The sequence below is a fragment of the Streptomyces sp. NPDC002742 genome, assembly GCF_042888885.1.
Lineage (GTDB): Bacteria > Actinomycetota > Actinomycetes > Streptomycetales > Streptomycetaceae > Streptomyces.
Genome location: NZ_JBIAQF010000032.1, coordinates 38,657 through 56,399, shown reverse-complemented (window position 1 = coordinate 56,399; position 17,743 = coordinate 38,657). Strand labels below are relative to the sequence as shown.

Genomic DNA, 17,743 nt, shown 5'->3' with positions numbered 1-17,743 from the left:
GGCCCGGGAAGGACCCCGCCCTCCATGTTCGTCTTTCGCTTACCCGTACGTGCCTCCAGAGGGCCCGGGGCAAGGCCGATCGCGGCCGTCATCGTCGCGGCAGCGGCGCTGGCTGCCGGGTCACTGACAGCCACGGCGCCGGCCCACGCGGCGTCCGGCACCCCGGCTCAACCGCCCGGTGCGACAGCGCACAGCACTCGCTCCCAGTCCGCCGCCCGACCGACCTGTGCGATCAACGACACCAGCGGCTGCCTGGACAACACCGCCACCAGCACCTTCACCACCACGACCAGCCCTGCCGACGCCGACGGCTCCGGCAACAGCTTCAACGCCGCCGACCTGACGAGCACGGCGGGCTGGCGGAGCGGCAAAACCGTGACCGTCGACGGCGCCACCATCACGCTGCCTGAGTTCGGCACCGGCACCTACGACAACATGCTGGCTTCCGGCCAGACCATCACCTTGCCGGGCAGCGGAGTGGTGAACACCGGCGACGCCGTCGTCTTCCTCGCCTTCGCCACCGGCGGCGCAGCCAAGGGCGCCACCGGCACCATCACCTACGCCAAGAACAACTGTCTGGACCAAAACAACCCGGTCGATCAGGGCTACGACCTGGACACCGTGCCCGACTGGCTCTCCGGCCCGACCTCCGCTGCGTCTATCACGCTTGTGCACGAGAACCACAGCGACAACACCCAGACCAGCCCAGTCTCGGGTCCGAAGGTCTATGCCGTCAGCGTCCCGCTGGCATGCCCCGGCTCCGTCGTCAGCGGCATCACCGTGCCCCTGTTCACCAACGGCGTCCAGGCCGGCCGGCCCGCCTTGCACATCCTCGGGTTGGGCGTCCGGCCGATGGCCGTGACCGGAAGCGGATCCAGCGCCCAGCACTGGGTCGGCACCTGGGCCTCGGTCCAGGACACCGACGAGGTGCGGTTGTCCGACGACAGCACGGCCACCGCCAACGGCCAGACCCTACGCATCCCGGCCCACGTCAGCATCGGCACCGACAGCGGAAACGGGGTGCGCATCCATCTGTCCAACGCGATGGGCGCCACCCCGGTGACCTTTGACGCGGCCTCCGTCGCCCCACAGGACACCACCGCGGGCGGCGCCACAGCAGCCGCGGCACCTACAACGCTGACCTTCGACGGTTCCCCCTCCGTCACCGTCCCCGCAGGCGGCGACGCCACCAGCGACCCGGTCCCACTGACCGTCCAACAGCAAGCGACCGTACTGGTCAGCTTGCAGGTGCACGGCGCGGTGTCCGCCATGCCCGGCCACGCCGTGGCCCGGACCCCTGTCTGGGCCAGTGACGCCGCCGACCGCACCGGCGACACAGCAGCCGCCCACTACACGCGGACCACCTACACCGGTCTGCCGTACCTCTCCGGCATCGACGTCACCACCTCGACCTCACACCCCACCGGCTCTCTGGTCCTCTACGGAGACCAGAGCGTCAACGGGGACACCGCGAGCGAAGACGGCCGCCATCACCTGAGCGACGCGATCACCAGCGCACTGGTCAACGATCCCCACGGGAACGCCTCCGTGGACTACGGCGTGCTCAACGCGGGGACCGACAGCGGCAACCAACTCCCGCAGATCACCAACAGCGCCACTCCCATCAACGCGCTCAACCCCGAGGACCGCTACGTGCTGGTCCAAGGCAACGTGCGCACCGTCCTCGTCTCCACCGGCGCCGCCGACCTGCTGAACTGCACCGGAAGCGCCTACAGTTGCGCCACCGACGTGGAGGAACGACTGGCCTCCCTCGACACCCGGCTGGGCTCGTACTCCACCGACGACGGCCAGCTCTACATCAATCAGCAGCCGATCACCCAGAACTCCAACATCACCGTCTATCTCGCCACCATCCCGCCTTTCACCGCCGCTCACCCCGGCACCGCGGCCCAGGAGGCCGCCCGCGAGCAGGTCAACAACTACCTGCTCGACGATTACCCCGGCCGGTTCGTCGACTTGGCCGCGGCGGTCTCCACCGACGGCACCGCCACATCCTCGACCGTCAAGGCCGCCGACCTCTCGGACGGCAACCCGTCCGACGCCTACTACACAGACCTCGCCGGCGCATACGTCAACGACGCCGACTCGGGCGCGTTCAACTACCCGCCCAACTGACCCCGCTGCCACCACCCCCTGGCCCCGCCGCTCCCACCACGTGCGGCGGGGCCAGGCCGGTTCGTGCCGACCGACGCCGAGGTCCGCTGTTCTCCCTGAAAAACACTCCCAAGACGCTGTCGAAACGCTCCTCGGTGACCCGCTCAAGCGTCGCGAACGCGGCGACGGACGCGGCGACGGACGCGTTCGCGAGAAGTACGCCCAGGCCCCGTCCACGGCTGCGGATCGTCTCGTAGAGCCGGTCGAGGTGGGCCAGGTTCGAGATGTCGCCGGTCGCCGCGGGGGCCGCTGAACCGATCACTTCGACGGCCCTGTCGACGGCGGTCTCGCGCCGGCCGGTGATGAACACGTGCGCGCCCGCGGCCGCCAGCCCTACGGCACTGGCCAGGCCGCTTGCGATGCCGCCCCCGGTGACGAGAGCGGTCTTCCCCTCAAGCAGTTCTTGGGGGTTGAGGAACATCGGAACGAAAACCGGCGCTAAGCCCTGGGCGTGCTCGGAGAGGCTTTGACCTGGAGTACGAGGAGTTCGCCGAGGCGGAGGCCGACCTGCGGACCTGGGTGGACGCGCGAGCCTGGACGACAGGCGAGGGCCCGAAGGCCCTGTTCGACGCGGCGGTCGGCCGGCTGCGCGAGCGCCGGGTGCTGCTGCCCGGCGTGACGACGCTGACCCGCCTGGTCGCCTGGTCGCCTCGGTGCGGGAGGCGGCGAACCAGCGGTTGTGGGCCTTCCACCTCCCCGACCTGCCCGGGGGGCCTGCGTCCGCTGCGCGATCCGGACGCCGCCGACGAGGTATGACACTCGGTGATGGGTTGTCAGTGGCGCAGGACGCTGACGACCCATCACGCCGGGCTCAAAGCTGGAGGCGAATCAGCAAACCTAAGTGAGGTTGGAGTACCTCAGAGGTGCAGGTCAACCGTGCAAGGTTTCACCTGGGGAGAGGTTGCTCCTAGGTGGCTGCGAGCGTTGTCAGAGTGAGTTGGCAAGATCGCGGCTATGAACAGCACTCCGACCACTCCACCGCGGCCGTTCGACGTCACCGCGGTCTTCCCTCAGCTGGCGCCCCTGGCGCCCCTGGCGCGCACGGCGACTCGGTTGCACCCCCGCCCCGGGTCTCCGTCACCGCAGGACAGTTCCATCGGCGGACCGCTGCTATGGCCCGCCGACGAGCCGTGGCCGCACTGCGACGGACCTCATGTGGTGGACGGAATGAACGAGGCTCTGTCCCCAGCGGACGTGAGGCTGGAACGGCAGATCCGTGCCGCCTCGCGCGGCAGGGGCCTGACCCCGCAGGAGCGAGAGGCCCTGGAGCGAATCCGCCCTCCTCGGAAGTTTCCGCTGAGGGTGGCCATCGCACCGTATGAGGGCTCCATAGCGATGCTGCCGGTCGCACAGTTGTACCTGCGGGACGTGCCCGATCTGCACACGCCTGAAGGAGCAGACCTGCTCCAGGTCCTGTGGTGCCCCTTCGACCACCCGATCATGCCCAAGACCGCGCTGTTCTGGCGGTCAGCAGCCACGGTCACCGACATCCTCACGACGCCCCCCGAACCGCCCGCGATGCAGTTCGACGGCTACCTGCCCGAGCCGTGCCTGCTCAACCCGGAGCAGGTCACCGAATACCCCGACCACCTGGAGTTGAGCAAGGAACTCCAGGAGCAGCTAGGGAACTGGAGCGTGTGGCAGGCAGCCGACACTGAGGTGGACAGCGCCTACGCGTCGTATCCGCAGGAGTTCTACGACAGTGAGTTGGCCGGCGCACCCGGCTGGAAAGTCGGCGGCTGGCCTCGCTGGGGCGCCACCGACCCCGCCCCCCGGCTCTGCCCTGCCTGCGGCAGTGACATGGATGCCCTACTGACCGTCGCCACGTTCGAGGGTGACGACGACAGCAGCTGGCTCCCGAACGAAGTTTGCGAAGACCGAGAACACACCGGTGCGTCCTCCAGCCACACTGGGCCGGAGGGGCAGGCCGTGATCGACTTCTTCCGCGCCCAAGGCATTGAGGTGCACGACCGCGGTAGCGTCCCCCGCGATGCCCGCGTCGCGCCCCTCGGCACCAACCCTGCTCCAAGGCAACCGACCGCCGTCCAGATCGGCAGCGGCTACGACCAGCAGCTCTACGTCTGTCCGGCAGCGCCAGAGCACCCCCACTCCGAGCTGATGCACTAGCCGGCCCCATACACCAGCCCCCGCCCCTCCCGAACCCTCCGTGTCCGAGAGAGCCTTGGGCCTATCGGTGCGTGGTGGGGCGGGCCGGTGTGGACGACGCGGACTCATCCGCTCGTACCTGCGGCTGTACCGCTGGCCCCCAATTCTGGGAAAGTACCCCGCCCCCGGTCAGCGTCGGCGATCGCCCGGCGCGAGCAGGCTGGTAACTTCGGCGATCGCCTCCGGGGAGGGGTGGAAGTACTTCCGTACATTCTCCGCCTTCTTGTGCCGGGACTTCGCCATCAGCATCAGCAGACTCGCCCCTCCCTCGCCGAGGTGGGTCAGGCCGGAGTGCCGCCACTCATGCAGATCCCAGCCCGTACCCGGCTCACCGCCGAGGGCCGTGTGCTCGTCCAGCAACATCCGGGCCTGCCCGTAGGAGAGCCGGGCGAGCCCAGTGTCCGGGCAGACGTCGCGCGGGCTGACGACCTTGCCGGGACCTGGCTTGCGGTGGGTGACGAACACCGGCCCGCGCGTACGGCCTTTGAGCAGGCGGGGCAGCAGCCGGGCGGTGCCCGCGTCAGTTCCAGGGCCTCGCCGATCTCGTCGTCCGTGACGGCCGCCAGTGGTCGGCCCTCGCCGAGCCGCTCGGCGGTCTTACCTACCCCGATCCCGTAGTTGCGGGCCGTGTTCGGGTTGCCGAGCGAGTCGAGGAAGACGTCGGCCGCCGCGCGGACGGTTAGCGCCTTCCCCGCGGGCAGTTGTGACGGCGGACACCACTTTCCCCTTGCCGCAGATAACAGGGACGCTTCATGTACAGCCTGCCGGCCGTTGCCGCAGGTCGCGATCAGCTCACGCCGAGCCCGCTCCTCAGCCGTCAGTCCGCTGCCATCGAGATACCTCATTGCTCCGGCATCGCGCGATCCTCGCCTGCGTCACGACCCCACGTAAACGGGGACCGGACGCTGAGTCCTCGGCCCGGCTCCTACGATGAGGTTCATGGCACGCGTCGAAGATCCGCCGGAACCGTTCTGGGACATCAACAGCGACCGCGGAGTCCAACTGCCGTTGACCGACCTGGCGATTCTGGAGGCTGAGGGGCTGTTGAACGTCACGCTCCCCGTCTCCCTGCTCAGTCTCCTCCGCAAGCAGAACGGGGGTCTGGTCGTGGCCGGTCGGGACGCCTTCCCCACAAGCCGGCCGACCTCATGGGCTCCCGATCATGTGCCCTTCGACGTCGTGATGGGCATCGGCCGCCGCGAACAGGCGCTGTCCATGCTCGACAGTCCGTACCTGGTCGAGGAATGGGGTCTGCCCACGGACGTCGTAGTGGTCTCGGGTGATGGCCACTACTGGATCGGGCTCGATTACAGGATCTGTGGTCGGAACGGAGAACCGTCTGTTACGTGGTTCGATGCGGACGACAACTCGGAACTGGACCTTGCCCCGGACTTCCCTTCCTTCATCGGGCGCCTCACCTCCTCGCTCGACTTCGACGGCGAGCGCAGCGAGGGTTCGCCTGACTGAACTCGCTCGCGAAGCGCTCATACGGGGGCCAACTCCCCGCCCAGGAGCTGCATGGCCGGGGCGAACCTCCCTTGTCGCTGCACTACGCCATCTAGTCCAGCGGGTTCGGCTTCATGTCCCTCGGTTGGTGTCGAACACCGTATGAGCCCGGTACGACCTCGATGCCGGGCAGGACGGCGCTGCCCCTGTTGGAGCCCGGACTGCAGCGCACGGCTCGCGTTCCTGACGCCGCGGCCTCAGTGGCCGCTCAGAGGTGGGCGTCCAGGAACTGCCGTACCTCGGCGATGGTCATGGGTCCCGTGCCGTGCGCCACCGCCTCTCGGTCCTTCAGCAGGACGTAGGACGGGGCCCCGGTGATCCCGTATCGCTCGGTCGCGGCCGGACAGCGCGTGATGTCGATGCGGACGGCCGTCAGGCGGCCCGTGTACTCGTCGGCGATGCCACTCACGACGAGGTCCATCGCCCGGCAGGGCTCGATCGCCTTGGGCCATGTCCCGGTGAAGTACGCGAGGACCGGGACTCCGCTCATCCCGAGGATGAAATCGAACTCCGCGTCCTCACGGGGTTGGTGAACCCGCTTCGCCATGGAAGCTCCTGACCTTGCGTTCCGTCATTCCATTCCCATCATCCCCCGCTCGGTGCGGCAGGCCGGCCGGGGCGGTCGTCCGGCCGGCGTGTCGGAAGGGAGGGACGGGGCCGGCTGCGCGTGGTTCCCGGCCGCGTGGTCTCCGACTGCTACGTCCCGGACCCGACCCGCCAACGATCTGGGCCAGCAGGCCCGGCCTACGCTTGGTTGATCAAGGTCGATCCACCGCAGGACTCGATGGTCTCCGGTGTCGAGCGGGCGGCATGCATGTGAGGCAAACAGCCCATGGTGACCTATGCCTGACAGGGTGTCCATGGGCGTTGGCAGGACGATCATCACAGGTGCCGACTGATCAGGAGTGCCCCGTTGTCCAAGAGTTCACGGGTCACCACCATGGGGCAGCCCCCTCGCGCTGCGACGCGGCCAGATGCGCGTGACGGATCACGACCAGTTCTACGTGATCACCTGAGCCCGACCGCGGTCCCCGCAAGACTGGGTGCCTCTTCCCTCATCGTCCGGGAGGGGGCACCCTGACCCGTTCAAGGAGACTTCCCCATGCTGGTCCGTGCGTCCTCGTTCACCGTCGACCTCGGCGAAGGCGGCTACCTGATCGGCTTCACCGATGACTACGAGTACCCCGAACAGATGCCCTTCGGCTGGCGCTGCGGGCCGGCCACCGACACCGGCGCCGTCGTTCTCACCACCACCGACACCGGCCCTCTCAAGCTGACCGTCCAGATCCACGACGCCCCGCCGGCACCCGAAACCAGCGCCGACTGGGAGCCTGCCGAGGAGATCAGCCTGCGGCCCGACATCCCCGCCCTCCACGTCGCGACCCTCGAACAGGGCGACATCCTCGACGCGTGGCCGGACGAGGAACCTGCCCTGGAATTCCCGTTCTCATCCGAGGGCTCGGACTGGGTGCGGATGCGCCTGTACTGCGACGCCGACGACCCCGAACCGGGCATCGGCGACCACGGGGAACGCCACCTGGTCCAACTCTGGCCCGCGCCCCCCACACCCCCTGTACACCCCGACATCACCGAGGCCGACCGCCAGGCCCGCGCCGAGTACGCCGCGGACATGGCCATGCCCCTGGAGGACTACGCCACCGTGTACACCGACATGTACACGGACACGGACCCGGACCCGGACACGGACCGCGGCGAACAAGACTGACGCGCGTTCCCACACCGGCCAGGGCGGGACTGAAGAAGAGCGGTGTAACTCCTGATCATGGAGGATGCACTGATGAGCAGTAACAACACTGCTGAGGAGGAGAGTTCAGAGGAAGCTGCCCACGGTGGTGTGAAGGAGATCGGCGGCCGGCTACTGATCGCCGCACCCGTCGCCTACGATGTGGCGGCCGTACGAGCGGATTCAGACGGCCGTGCACGACAGTTCCAGGATGCTGGGTGGCCTCGCCGGTGCGGGCTATGGCGCCGAGTTCGGGACGGAGGTCCGCTCCATCGAGGGGACTGTCGGGACCGTGGTCGGCGGCAGTATCGGCGCGGACATTGTGGACGGGATCGAGGAGCTGTTCTGGATGAGGACTTGGCTGGATGGGCTGTTCCGAAAGGGGCGGCCCCGGACCGCAGATGAGAACCCGCTGGAGAGCCGGGCTGAGCTCTCGCCGGAGGAACGCGCGGTTCTGCTCGTGGGAATCCTCGAAGACCCCACGGCGCGCGAGGACGAAAAGTACGACGCGGCGATGTACATGGAGGACTTTCCGGGCCCGCTCGTCGAGTCGTGCCTGATCCGGACCATCCGTGCCGAGGACTTCAGCAGCGTGCTGGCCCAGCACTGCGCGGCGTCGCTCGCCGGCATCTGGGCCCAACAGGACAGGATCGACCGGGACTTCTTCTCAGAGCTTCACCGGACGGCTTTGGATGAGGTCCTCGGCATCCTCGGAACCCGTGCCCCGCACTTGATCCCGCCCAGGGACGGGGAAAGCTGAAGGTCCTTCCAGTAATGGCCTGTTGGTTCAGGCTTGCGCTCTCGGCCTGGGAAGCTCGCGTGGTCTCGTGCCCGTTGTGCCACTGACCGGCGAACAAGGCGGGCGGCGCCTCGGAGGCGTTTCCGGTGACGGCGATCTCGTCAGTCCGTGCGGGGTGAGGCAGCGGATCGCGAAGGAGGGATCCTCTGCCTCGATCGTCGGCGGGTTGTCGGCTCCTGGAGCTGCCTGGCGTCGGGCCGATCAGCGCGGCGCAGGTCGGCGCGGTTTTGGCCGTATGCCGCTGAGGACGCTGCTCAGCCCGCCTGTTCCTGTTCCTGTTCCTGTTCCTGTTCCCATTCCATGCCGGTCGTCGGCGGGAGCACTCGGAGATTCGCCCCGGGCTGCACCCAGCACAGTTCCGTGCCCTCGAGTTCGACGACGGCGCTCCAGCCGGGGGGCAGTTCGGCGAACTCTCCGTACGGCTCCCGGTGCATCCGCATCACCCGGGCCGGGGGAGCCGCGTCATCCGGTGGGCTCTCCAACGGGAGCACCGAATCACCGGGGAAGACGCTTCGCCCCAGGCTGACGCACCGGGCGTGACAGGCCACCTTGTGCGCCGAAGGCCGCTCGTACACGATCGCCACTTGCAGTCGTCCCGAAGGCTCGGTACTACTCATGCTGAGGGTGCCTCCATCAGGGGTCGGAACCAGTGTCACCCAATCGGGCACGCAGGGTCACAAACAACCACCTCCGCGCGGTGACGGCGATGGAGTCGCCTGCCTTCGCCCACCGAGCCGACGTCGGGCCACGCTGAGCCCAATACCATCGCCGCTGCTCTCGGAATGACCCAAACCACGGATGCTCCGTGGCGGTGGGTTCTGAGGCCGACCGCCAAGACCGTTGCGCCTACTGCCAGGTCCGTCAGGTCACGGAGTACGTACATCCACTTCGTGACTTCGAAAGGTCGAACATGCTTGATCGTGACAGGCGAACGCATTTGCTGCCGCTGAAGTTGAACGCGGGTCCGGCGTCGACCGCACTACTCGCGCTTGTTGGTGTCAGCCGCTGCACGCGGCATTGACAAGGATCGTTGTCACTGAGCGGATGGCCCAGAGCCGGCCCGGCGCCCCAGCTGTACAACCAAGACCAGCACCGCCGTGACCGCCAGCACACCATTCAACGAGTCAGCAATCATGACAACGGCGAAGGGTGCGCCGACCATGTGCGGCACCTTGGCAATGATCATGCCAAGGCCCATTAGCAAGGGAAACCATATCGACACGAAGCGCACACCCTGGCGGGGGCTCGCTCCTTTCCGGATCTTCGCCCGCTCCCACCAGCGGTAACCGAAACTGAGAAGAACCAGCAAGCAGCCCATCGCGACGACGGACCAGTCCATGAACCTGAGCATCGATACCCCTCTTCGGCACGGATCTGCCGTACGTGTTGTGTCGGTTGTGCGTGCTGTCCATCGGTGACCAGGGGGCAGCCCAGGTCGCAAGGCGAAGACCTGTGACGACCACGAGCGTAGCCGTGGTCGCGTCAGTGCGAGAACGCCCATGCGTGGTGATCCCGATCGTGGCTGTCAGACCCACCACGATCACCCGAGACCCCAAGGGCGCGGAGATGCGACGAGCCTGCGACATGGGAAGCGCGGCTGGCCGCACAAGATTGCTGCAGCTCCTGGCCCAAAGGTCAGGAGCCATACGATCGCTGTACGGATCCAGTCGATGGCGTTCGTCGACGCGCCGGTCCCCCCACGACGGTGTTGCGGCTGCTTACCGTCGTGCAGAGAGCCTGTCAGGCCAGTCATGCGACGGGAGTGAACGGCTCAGCTTCTTAGCGCGATCTTTGCCGACCCGGCCTCCAGGCGGAGCGAGCCAGTGTGCGAATGACTCTGGCGCCGTGTCACGGTTGACCAATCATCAGAAGTCGCGATCTGGCCGCGGTACTTGCCCTTGCGTGACCAGGCCGGAATGGAGCCTTATGAACGACGGATCGAGCTGGCCCATGGACAAACTCACCGCGCTCCGTCTCGGCAGGAGGCTGGTTGCGGAAGTCCCAGCGTCCAGACAAGGTCGAACTTCGGAGGACGGCCGCCGCGGGATCCGAGGCTCTTGCGGTTGCGGGACTGGTGACCAGCATCAGGTGACGGGTGCTGCGGTGGACCAGACCCTCGGCTGGCTGGGGGTCGGCGGTGCGCTGCGAGCAATTGTCAATATCTGTGGATCAGTTGTGCCCGCTCCAGCGCTGAGAGTGGGAAGCTGGTCTTCTATCAGGCAGTCCCCGTGCGGCAGGGGCGGTGCCATGGGGACGCCTGTGCGAAGATCGCGCAGTGAACGATCTACGCTTCCGTCTCGCTGATGACGGTGATCTTGCCACTTTGGTGCGCCTGCGGGACGACGCCGCCCGTTGGATGCTTGCCCAAGGAGTCGCTGGTCAGTGGCGGCCTGGCGAGCTGGGCGGAGACCACTTCCGCAGGATCATGGAGAACGGGGAGGTATGGCTCGCCGAGGCTGCTGATCGTGTGGTTGGCGCCTGGGAGCTCTGGTGGGAGGACGAGGACGCCTGGGGGTCGCAGCCGCCGACGGCTGGCTATATACACCGGCTGATGGTGGCCCACGGAAGCGTTCCGCCCGGGACAGGACGGCAGCTTCTGCGAGTCGCGGAACGCCGCGTGGCCGAGGCGGGTCGACTGTTGGTCCGTCTGGACTGCCTGGCCACCAACGAGCGCCTGAATGCGTACTATCTCAACGCTGGCTATCGGGTTGTCGGACACAAGGAGGGCAAGCCGCAGCCGGGTGGTGTGCCCAAGTCGTTCACGCTCCTCGAAAAGTCCCTACAGGACAAGTTGGGGCAAGTCGAAGCGGGCGCAAGTGTCAATTCTTGAGGACGGGCGCCTGGCTGAGAGGTGGCTGTCGCTCGGCGATGAGAGTCGGCAGGTCCCGCATGTCGTAGAAGACGACGGTGTCGCGGCCTTCGAGGCGCCCGGCCGGGGTTAGTCCGCCGGCGTAGCCGAAGGCCCGCATGCCGGCGGCACGGGCAGCGTGCACGCCGGGTTGGCTGTCCTCCACCACCACACAGGCTTCGGGATCGACGCCCATCTGCTGGGCGGCGTGGAGGAACAGGTCAGGCGCGGGCTTGCCACGAGAGACTTCGCTGGCACTGTAGATGCGGCCTGCGAAACGTTCGTAGAGCCCGGTGCGGCCCAGAGTGTGCCGCATCTTGTCGTGGGAGCCGCTGGAGGCGACGCACATGGGCAAGGTGAGCGCGTCGAGTGCTTCCGGCAAGCCGTGGACTGGCGCGAGCCCGGCGTCGACGGCCTCGCGGTGGAGCTGTTCGAATCTCTGCGACCAGATCGCGGCCGTGGCGGGGCCGAGCTGAGCGGCGATCTGTTCGTGGATGGCGGCGTGCGAGCGCCCGATGAACCGATTCACGACTTCGTCCTCGGTCAGCGGCCAGCCCAGTTCGGCTCCGAGGGCGACTTGGACGCGTGCGGCGATGCGCTCGCTGTCGACCAGCACGCCGTCGCAGTCGAATATGACGAGTTCAATGGGCTTGATCATCCCCGCAGCATAGGCCCTGCTGTTCACGCGGCGGTGGTGTTCCCAGGGCGTTCGTCCAGGATGCCGTTCTCGAACTTGGCTCCGGATCGAACCAAGGCGACGAGGCGTGCGCCGGTGATCGCGCGCCAATGGCCCTCCTGAGCAAGCGCGGCATCCGTGCGGTGATCCCCGTGCCCGCAGATCAACGTGGTCATCGGCTGCGGCGGGGCAGCCGGGGCGGGAGACCGCCGGCGTTCGACCGTGAGACCTACAAGCAGTGCAACGCCGTCGAACGGTGCATCAACCGCCTGAAGCAGTGGCGCGGCATCGCCACGCGCTGCGAGAACACCGCGGCCATTTGCCTGGCCGGACTCCACATCGCTGGCATCTTCCTCTGGTCCGCCTGCTGACTCGGGGAAGCTGTGTGGTGTCAGCTGACGTGGATCGGTACGCCCATTGTCAGACGCCGCTGGCAGCATCACCGCTGTGAACGCCATCTTCACCACCCCACCGCGGCCGGTCGACATCACCGCGCTCTTCCCTCGACTGGCCCCGCTGGCACGGACGGCGACCCGGCTGCACCCGCGGCCGGGATCGCCGACCGTGCACGACAGCTCCGTCGGCGGCCCCCTCCTGTGGCCCGCCGACGAGCCGTGGCCCCACTGCGTAGAGCCGCACGACAGTGAAGCGGCAGACGAGATGCACGCTCCGGACGAGATCCGGCTCCTGCGTCGCATCCGTGCGGCAGCGGCCGAGCGGCGGCTCCGCGACCCCCAGGCACCCGCGATCACGCCCGAGGAACGGGAGATCGAGCAGTGGCTCCGCGAGGGCCACCCGTGGTTCGACGGCCCGATTCCCATGATCCCCGTGGCCCAGCTCTACGCCCGCGACGTCCCTCTCCCGGCCAGCCCTCCCGGAGCCGACCTTCTCCAGGTCCTGTGGTGCCCTTGCGACCACGAGGAGTTTGCACACCCCCGAACCGCCCTCTTCTGGCGTTCCTCCGGCTCCGTCACCGACGTCCTCGAGGCCCCGCCCGAGCCGCCCGTGATCCAGTTCGACTGGTACCTGCCGGAACCGTGCCTGCTCGCACCGGAACAGATCACCGAATACCCCAGCCCCATGGAGCTGAGCAAGGAACTGCAGCAGCAGTTGGGCGACGTGAACCTGTGGGAGACAGCCGGATTCGCGTGGGACAGCACCGGAGCGTTGGACCCGCAGGAGTTCTACTTCCGCAACCTGTGCCACGCCCCCGGGTGGAAGACCGGCGGCTGGACCCGCTGGGGCCTCACCGACCCCATGCCGCGCTCCTGCCCCGAATGCGGCATCGAGACGACCCCGCTCCTCACCATCGCCTCCACGGAATGGAACTCCGGCAGTAAGAGCTGGATGCCCGATGAGGAACGGACGAACCCGACTCCGTTCCTCATCGGCATCCCGCCCGCGGACTTCACTCTCCTCAACATCACCGACGGCTACGACCTGCAACTCCACGCCTGCCCTGCCTCCCCGGACCATCCACACATCGAGCTGGTCCAGTGAGCCCTCGCGGAAGTCCTCCGCGCCGACGCATACGCCGCGATCGGCGCCGCGATCGACTCTCCAGCCAGCGGCCTTGGCCAACTGCCAGATGATCCGAACTACAGGCCCTAGACCTGCCACAAGATCAATGATCAGAGTGCTCGCTGGCGGACTCGCACGCGGGGTCCGCCACGAACCGGCTCAGCCGATAGGCGGTCGGTTGCACCAGGGGGCCACACAGTATGTCGATCCGGATCATCGACCCGTCGATTCGTGCCTCCCGAAGGCGGTGCAGGTGCGCCCGCAGCTCTGCCTTGTCCCCGGTCTCAAAGATCACTTCCCACCGGCCCGCGTCCAGCGCAGTGCGAGCCGCAAGCCGTTGTCTCTCGGCATCTTGCCGCCGCTTCCTTTTCCTCTGTCCTGGCACCGGCCCAGAATCGCTGGTCGGCGTCGGTGCGGCAACGCGATTGAACCGATCCCACGTCCCGCCCAGTGATCATTTGTCAGTCAGGCTCCAGCCCGCGACGCCGGCCACCTGGTCGTCGGTCCGGGTGTGTCGCTGGTCGACGCGCAGGGAGTGCGGTTTGAGCCGTGACTGCCGGACCAGGCACTTGAGGAGGGTGGCTGCGGGCGAGACCCTAGGCAGGTCATCGATGCCATCGCTTCAAGCTCCGGAGGGAACGCGGCGGTTCAGCCGTCGGAGCTGTGCGGTAACCGGGGGAGGGCATGCAACTGGCAGCGGACAGGGGCCGTTGGCGGCACCCGTCAGCGAGCCTTCACCGCGCTGACGGCCCGGCCCGGCGATGCCGGTGACCTCGACGGGGACGTCTCGGAGCGCTCTGCGATCGTCCGAGCTCACCAGCACGCTGCCGGGCCCCGCGGAAACCCCCGGGCGTCCAGGTCAGACGGATTTCCTTCGCGAAGTGCGCGTGCTTCGGCAGTTCGTCGCCCTGTGGCGCACGACGCTGGGACGGCCGCGCGCGGAGGCGCGCGGCCCGGGGGACGGGTCGCGGCTTGTTCCTGTATGGCGGTCGCTCAGCGGCACCCGTACCCTTAACTTCGCCGTCCTGCGCTACAACCCCGACGGCAGCCAGGGCAGCGGCTTCGGCACCGCAGGCGTCGCGACCGCGGACTTCGGCGGCAGCGACGCGGCCCCTGGCGTGGCATTCCAGTCCGACGGCGAGATCGTCACCGCCGGCGGGGGCGGACCGAACAGCTCCTTCGCCCTGGCCCGCTTCGAGGGCGGCGGCAGCGCACCGCCGCCACCGGCCGGCGTGGACGTGTCGGTGACGACGTCCGGGCCCGCCACAGTCAGCATCGGTGACCGGCCCACCTACACCCCTCCCGGTCAGTCAACCTGCGCTCACGGACAGACTCAACCACCACATCCCCAACGGTCGGGCCCCACAGACGCCACCGCACATCCAACCGCCACAACCACCTGTCCGGCGAACCAACCCGGCCAGAGCCATAGGTGATCGATTCCAAGGGGGTGGCGGTGACGGTCTGCTGACGTTCCTGCGGTTCGAATTGGTCATGCTGGTCCGTAGATGGCACTGTCAGCCTTGCTGATCAGTGCCCAGTAGCGGTCGCCGTAAGACCAGTGCCACCACTCGGTGGGGTAGTTGACGAAGCCCGCGCCGCCCATGGTTCGGGCCAGGATGTCGCGATTGCGACGTGCTTGGTCTGATAGCCCCGAGGCGTCCAGCGGACAGTACTTCTCGTCTCCGGTGCGGTGGCCGTTCACAGCGCCCCCCCATGTCCAGTTCGACGCCATCGGCATCAACGAGCGTTAGATCGAGGGCCGCGCCGGCGCAGTGTGGCGCCACCTCGACCGGGGAGACGAAGGCGCTGGCCTGGCGCCGCAGGTCGACGGGGTCGGTGATGCCGGAGCGGCGTAGGCGGTCCTCGTAGAGGGCAGACCGCCGCGCCTGCTCGGTGCTGCTGCGATGTCCTTCTATGACGAGGAACTTGACGCCGTCGGGAAGCATCTCCGATGCCGAGCGCAAACGCTCGAGCACGCCGATCCGGACCCGGCCGTATGATCCCGCCTCGTCTCGCTCCCGGGGGTCCAGCACAATCACCGGGACCGAGGCGATCTCTGCGAGAGGTTCACCGCAGTCCTGCAGCGGGATATTGAGCACCTTGGGATCACTCAGCAAGATCATGGATCCTGAGCCTAACTAAGTGGTCGGCTGCAGAAGTTCTTCGGGGTTGACTCTCCGGAGCCGGTCGTGGGCGTGTGCGTTGTCAGGCGTCGAAGGCGGTCAGGTGGAGCTGGGCGGCGCGGTCGGGGGCGCTCTGAGCCTGAGGTGGCCGCGACCCTTTCAGCGCAACATCGTTGGAGGTTTCGCCAAGGTTCGGGCCGTTTTCGCCGACGCGCTATCGCGCTGAATCGGTGTCGTAGTCGTGGCGGGCCCGCTCGACGCTGTCGAGGTTGGTGGCGGCCCATTCGGCGAGATGGGCGAAGAGCGGGGCGAGGCTGCGACCCAGGTCGCTGATCTCGTATTCGACCCGAGGGTTCTACCACCTGACCGGGCCCGCCCTCAGCACACCCCGGCAACGGGCCGAGGCGATCGGCGACGCGCTGGGCGAGCCCATCCGGTTCATCGAGCAGACCCGCGACGAGGCGCATGCACAGATGCTGCGGTTCATGCCCGAGCCCGTGGTCGAGACCACCCTCGATGCCATCGGCGAGCCCAACCCCGCTGAGCAGCGGATCAGCCCCGACGTCGAGCGGGTCCTCGGCCGCGCGCCCCGCACCTTCGCCGACTGGGTCCAGCGCCACATCGCCGCCTTCCGGTAATGCCTGTGTAATGCCTGTGCCCGCGCCTGCGCCGTCGGCCTCGACCGGAGGTTCAGAGGCGAGGGAGCCCAGCATCGGTGGATGAAGCCGGAGCTGGACCCCCTCGCGACCGCTCCTCCCGTACGAGGACGTCACACTCTCTGACAGCCCCGCCACCCGTGACGGAGCGTCACCGGTGCGCGGTGGCAAACCCCGGCTTCACGGAAATCTCGCCAGGGCCGGCTATGCACTCGACCGCGTACGGATGAACGTGCGCGGGAAGGACTGCGTGTCCAACCCGGGCGATCGGGGCTGCGGTTGACGCTATGGCTGTGCGGTCGTCGGCTGGATGACCGGCGTCAGGAGGTTGAGGCGCATGCTTGTTCTGGGCCGCTCGCAGGTCGAGGCCCTGCTCGACGTGGACGCGCTGATCGATGCCCTGGAACCGGCGATGGCAGACCTCAGCGCGGGTCGTGCCTCGGTGCCCGACCGCGTCGCCGCCCTGGTGCCCGAACGCGATGGATTCCTGGCCGCCATGCCGGGTTTCCTGCCGTCGGCCGGGGTGCTCATGACCAAACTGGTGTCGCTCTTCCCGCACAACGACGGGGTATCGCTGCCCACGCATCAGGCGCTGATCGTGGCGTTCGATCCGGACACCGGCGAGCCCGCTGCCCTGCTGGACGGTACGGCCATCACCGCGGCGCGGACCGGAGCCTGTTCCGCGCTGTCGGCACGGCTGCTGGCCCGCGAGGACGCGACGGTGCTGGCGCTGCTGGGCACCGGAGTACAGGCCCGGTCCCACGCCCGCGCGATCTGCCGGGTCCGCCCGATCCGGCAGATCCGCGTGGCCGGCCGGGACCCGGCGAAAGCCGCTGCCCTGGCCGAGGAACTCTCAGCCGTCCTGGAGGCCGAGGTCCAGGCCGTATCCGGCTACGCCGAGGCGCTCGAGGGCGCGGACATCGCCGCCGCGACGACCCACGCCGTCGAACCCGTGATCCGTCGCGCCTGGCTGACACCCGGGGTGCACATCACGTCCGTGGGCTACAACCCGGCCGGCCGCGAGATCGACGACGCCACGATCGCCGAAGCGCTGGTGTGCGTCGAATCGCGCCGGGCAGTGCTTGCCCCGCTCCCCGCGGGCAGCAACGACCTGCTCATGCCGATCCGCGACGGCCTCATCACAGCCGACCACGTACACGCCGAACTGGGCGAACTCATCGACGGCAGCAAGCCGGGGCGCACCGCGCCGGACCAGATCACCCTCTACAAGTCGGTCGGCGTGGCAGTCCAGGACGCCGCGGCCACGGCCCTGGTCGTCATGTCCGCCCGCGAGCAGTCGATCGGGGAGGAGGTCACGCTGGGGTGATGCCGCTGAGCAGGCGATCGTGGCGGCGGGATCGGCAACGCACGGCTGACCGGCGGAGCACGTTCGCCCGTTCGCGGCTGAGCACGATGGCGTACCGCTGGTCGACGCGGGCAGGATCACCGCCGTTGCCCTGAAGGCGACCACCCGATGGCCGGGTCCTGGTCGGTTGTCACAGGGATGGTGTTCTGCCGGACGTGGC

15 protein-coding genes and 5 pseudogenes are annotated in these 17,743 nt (G+C 68.0%); 11 read left to right on the top strand and 9 right to left on the bottom strand.

Going from position 1 to position 17,743, the window contains the following annotated elements:
• Nucleotides 1-24 precede the first annotated feature (24 nt).
• Nucleotides 25-2,136 carry a hypothetical protein gene (locus ACFYW8_RS38085; RefSeq protein ID WP_389089694.1) on the top strand — a complete coding sequence of 704 codons (2,112 nt, stop codon included), beginning with the start codon at nt 25-27 and terminating at the stop codon, nt 2,134-2,136.
• Here the strand turns inward: ACFYW8_RS38085 and ACFYW8_RS38080 are convergent.
• A complete protein-coding gene (locus ACFYW8_RS38080; protein WP_389089692.1) occupies nt 2,117-2,596 on the bottom strand; it encodes an SDR family NAD(P)-dependent oxidoreductase in 480 nt (159 codons plus the stop codon). The genes ACFYW8_RS38085 and ACFYW8_RS38080 overlap by 20 nt on opposite strands.
• A 50-nt stretch (nt 2,597-2,646) precedes the next feature.
• Here ACFYW8_RS38080 and ACFYW8_RS38075 point away from each other — a divergent pair.
• Together ACFYW8_RS38075 and ACFYW8_RS38070 are read left to right on the top strand one after the other, a co-directional pair.
• Nucleotides 2,647-2,858: pseudogene (locus tag ACFYW8_RS38075) on the top strand (DUF4158 domain-containing protein); the annotation flags it as partial.
• A 619-nt stretch (nt 2,859-3,477) separates the two neighbouring features.
• Nucleotides 3,478-4,302 carry a hypothetical protein gene (locus tag ACFYW8_RS38070; protein ID WP_389089689.1) on the top strand — a complete coding sequence of 275 codons (825 nt, stop codon included), beginning with the start codon at nt 3,478-3,480 and terminating at the stop codon, nt 4,300-4,302.
• 168 nt (nt 4,303-4,470) lie between these two features.
• Here the strand turns inward: ACFYW8_RS38070 and ACFYW8_RS38065 are convergent.
• Nucleotides 4,471-5,084: pseudogene (locus ACFYW8_RS38065) on the bottom strand (site-specific integrase).
• A gap of 196 nt (nt 5,085-5,280) precedes the next feature.
• Here ACFYW8_RS38065 and ACFYW8_RS38060 point away from each other — a divergent pair.
• Entirely contained in the window at nt 5,281-5,808 is a 528-nt protein-coding gene (locus ACFYW8_RS38060; protein ID WP_389089686.1) for an SMI1/KNR4 family protein, read from the top strand.
• Nucleotides 5,809-6,055: 247 nt separating this feature from the next.
• Here ACFYW8_RS38060 and ACFYW8_RS38055 read toward each other — a convergent pair whose 3' ends face one another.
• Nucleotides 6,056-6,394, bottom strand: coding sequence for a thioredoxin family protein (locus ACFYW8_RS38055; RefSeq protein ID WP_389089683.1), 339 nt, complete (start codon nt 6,392-6,394; stop codon nt 6,056-6,058).
• 555 nt (nt 6,395-6,949) lie between these two features.
• Between ACFYW8_RS38055 and ACFYW8_RS38050 the strand changes: the two genes are divergently transcribed.
• The gene (locus tag ACFYW8_RS38050; RefSeq protein ID WP_389089680.1) at nt 6,950-7,573 is read left to right on the top strand and encodes a hypothetical protein; all 624 of its coding nucleotides are present in this window, start codon (nt 6,950-6,952) and stop codon (nt 7,571-7,573) included.
• Between the two features lie 229 nt (nt 7,574-7,802).
• A complete protein-coding gene (locus ACFYW8_RS38045; RefSeq protein WP_389089677.1) occupies nt 7,803-8,351 on the top strand; it encodes a hypothetical protein in 549 nt (182 codons plus the stop codon).
• Nucleotides 8,352-8,644: 293 nt separating this feature from the next.
• Here the strand turns inward: ACFYW8_RS38045 and ACFYW8_RS38040 are convergent, their stop codons facing one another.
• Entirely contained in the window at nt 8,645-9,007 is a 363-nt protein-coding gene (locus ACFYW8_RS38040) for a hypothetical protein (protein WP_389089674.1), read from the bottom strand.
• A gap of 416 nt (nt 9,008-9,423) precedes the next feature.
• Nucleotides 9,424-9,729: a hypothetical protein gene (locus ACFYW8_RS38035; RefSeq protein WP_389089671.1), complete on the bottom strand. Its 306-nt coding sequence runs from the start codon at nt 9,727-9,729 to the stop codon at nt 9,424-9,426.
• A 936-nt stretch (nt 9,730-10,665) separates the two neighbouring features.
• Here ACFYW8_RS38035 and ACFYW8_RS38030 point away from each other — a divergent pair.
• Nucleotides 10,666-11,220, top strand: coding sequence for a GNAT family N-acetyltransferase (locus tag ACFYW8_RS38030; protein WP_389089669.1), 555 nt, complete (start codon nt 10,666-10,668; stop codon nt 11,218-11,220).
• Here the strand turns inward: ACFYW8_RS38030 and ACFYW8_RS38025 are convergent.
• Complete coding sequence (locus ACFYW8_RS38025) at nt 11,210-11,896, bottom strand: HAD family hydrolase (protein ID WP_389089665.1); 687 nt, start codon at nt 11,894-11,896, stop codon at nt 11,210-11,212. The genes ACFYW8_RS38030 and ACFYW8_RS38025 overlap by 11 nt on opposite strands.
• A 119-nt stretch (nt 11,897-12,015) precedes the next feature.
• On the opposite strand from ACFYW8_RS38025, the pseudogene ACFYW8_RS38020 reads away from it, so the two are divergent.
• Together ACFYW8_RS38020 and ACFYW8_RS38015 are read left to right on the top strand one after the other, a co-directional pair.
• Nucleotides 12,016-12,285: pseudogene (locus tag ACFYW8_RS38020) on the top strand (IS5/IS1182 family transposase); the annotation flags it as partial.
• Between the two features lie 76 nt (nt 12,286-12,361).
• A complete protein-coding gene (locus tag ACFYW8_RS38015; RefSeq protein ID WP_389089662.1) occupies nt 12,362-13,414 on the top strand; it encodes a hypothetical protein in 1,053 nt (350 codons plus the stop codon).
• Nucleotides 13,415-14,465: 1,051 nt separating this feature from the next.
• Here the strand turns inward: ACFYW8_RS38015 and ACFYW8_RS38010 are convergent.
• The 3 genes and pseudogenes from ACFYW8_RS38010 to ACFYW8_RS38000 all read right to left on the bottom strand — a co-directional run.
• A complete protein-coding gene (locus ACFYW8_RS38010; protein ID WP_389089659.1) occupies nt 14,466-14,711 on the bottom strand; it encodes a hypothetical protein in 246 nt (81 codons plus the stop codon).
• 216 nt (nt 14,712-14,927) lie between these two features.
• Nucleotides 14,928-15,041 carry a hypothetical protein gene (locus ACFYW8_RS38005; protein WP_389089767.1) on the bottom strand — a complete coding sequence of 38 codons (114 nt, stop codon included), beginning with the start codon at nt 15,039-15,041 and terminating at the stop codon, nt 14,928-14,930.
• A 734-nt stretch (nt 15,042-15,775) separates the two neighbouring features.
• A pseudogene (locus ACFYW8_RS38000) lies at nt 15,776-15,913 on the bottom strand (winged helix-turn-helix transcriptional regulator); the annotation flags it as partial.
• Between the two features lie 4 nt (nt 15,914-15,917).
• Between ACFYW8_RS38000 and ACFYW8_RS37995 the strand changes: the two are divergent.
• Both ACFYW8_RS37995 and ACFYW8_RS37990 read left to right on the top strand, forming a co-directional pair.
• Nucleotides 15,918-16,199: pseudogene (locus ACFYW8_RS37995) on the top strand (NmrA family transcriptional regulator); the annotation flags it as partial.
• Nucleotides 16,200-16,554: 355 nt separating this feature from the next.
• The gene (locus ACFYW8_RS37990; RefSeq protein WP_389089656.1) at nt 16,555-17,544 is read left to right on the top strand and encodes an ornithine cyclodeaminase family protein; all 990 of its coding nucleotides are present in this window, start codon (nt 16,555-16,557) and stop codon (nt 17,542-17,544) included.
• The last annotated feature ends 199 nt before the right edge of the window (nt 17,545-17,743 follow it).

Bases quoted from the DNA above. Each gene is read 5' to 3' on its own strand.
- ACFYW8_RS38055 (WP_389089683.1), bottom strand. From the start codon at position 6,394: ATGGCGAAGCGGGTTCACCAACCCCGTGAGGACGCGGAGTTCGATTTC.
- ACFYW8_RS38040 (WP_389089674.1), bottom strand. From the start codon at position 9,007: ATGAGTAGTACCGAGCCTTCGGGACGACTGCAAGTGGCGATCGTGTAC.
- ACFYW8_RS38080 (WP_389089692.1), bottom strand. From the start codon at position 2,596: ATGTTCCTCAACCCCCAAGAACTGCTTGAGGGGAAGACCGCTCTCGTC.
- ACFYW8_RS38025 (WP_389089665.1), bottom strand. From the start codon at position 11,896: ATGATCAAGCCCATTGAACTCGTCATATTCGACTGCGACGGCGTGCTG.
- ACFYW8_RS38045 (WP_389089677.1), top strand. From the start codon at position 7,803: ATGCTGGGTGGCCTCGCCGGTGCGGGCTATGGCGCCGAGTTCGGGACG.
- ACFYW8_RS38050 (WP_389089680.1), top strand. From the start codon at position 6,950: ATGCTGGTCCGTGCGTCCTCGTTCACCGTCGACCTCGGCGAAGGCGGC.
- ACFYW8_RS38085 (WP_389089694.1), top strand. From the start codon at position 25: ATGTTCGTCTTTCGCTTACCCGTACGTGCCTCCAGAGGGCCCGGGGCA.
- ACFYW8_RS38005 (WP_389089767.1), bottom strand. From the start codon at position 15,041: ATGGGCGGCGCGGGCTTCGTCAACTACCCCACCGAGTGGTGGCACTGG.
- ACFYW8_RS38035 (WP_389089671.1), bottom strand. From the start codon at position 9,729: ATGGACTGGTCCGTCGTCGCGATGGGCTGCTTGCTGGTTCTTCTCAGT.
- ACFYW8_RS38060 (WP_389089686.1), top strand. From the start codon at position 5,281: ATGGCACGCGTCGAAGATCCGCCGGAACCGTTCTGGGACATCAACAGC.
- ACFYW8_RS37990 (WP_389089656.1), top strand. From the start codon at position 16,555: ATGCTTGTTCTGGGCCGCTCGCAGGTCGAGGCCCTGCTCGACGTGGAC.
- ACFYW8_RS38010 (WP_389089659.1), bottom strand. From the start codon at position 14,711: ATGCTGACTGTGGCGGGCCCGGACGTCGTCACCGACACGTCCACGCCG.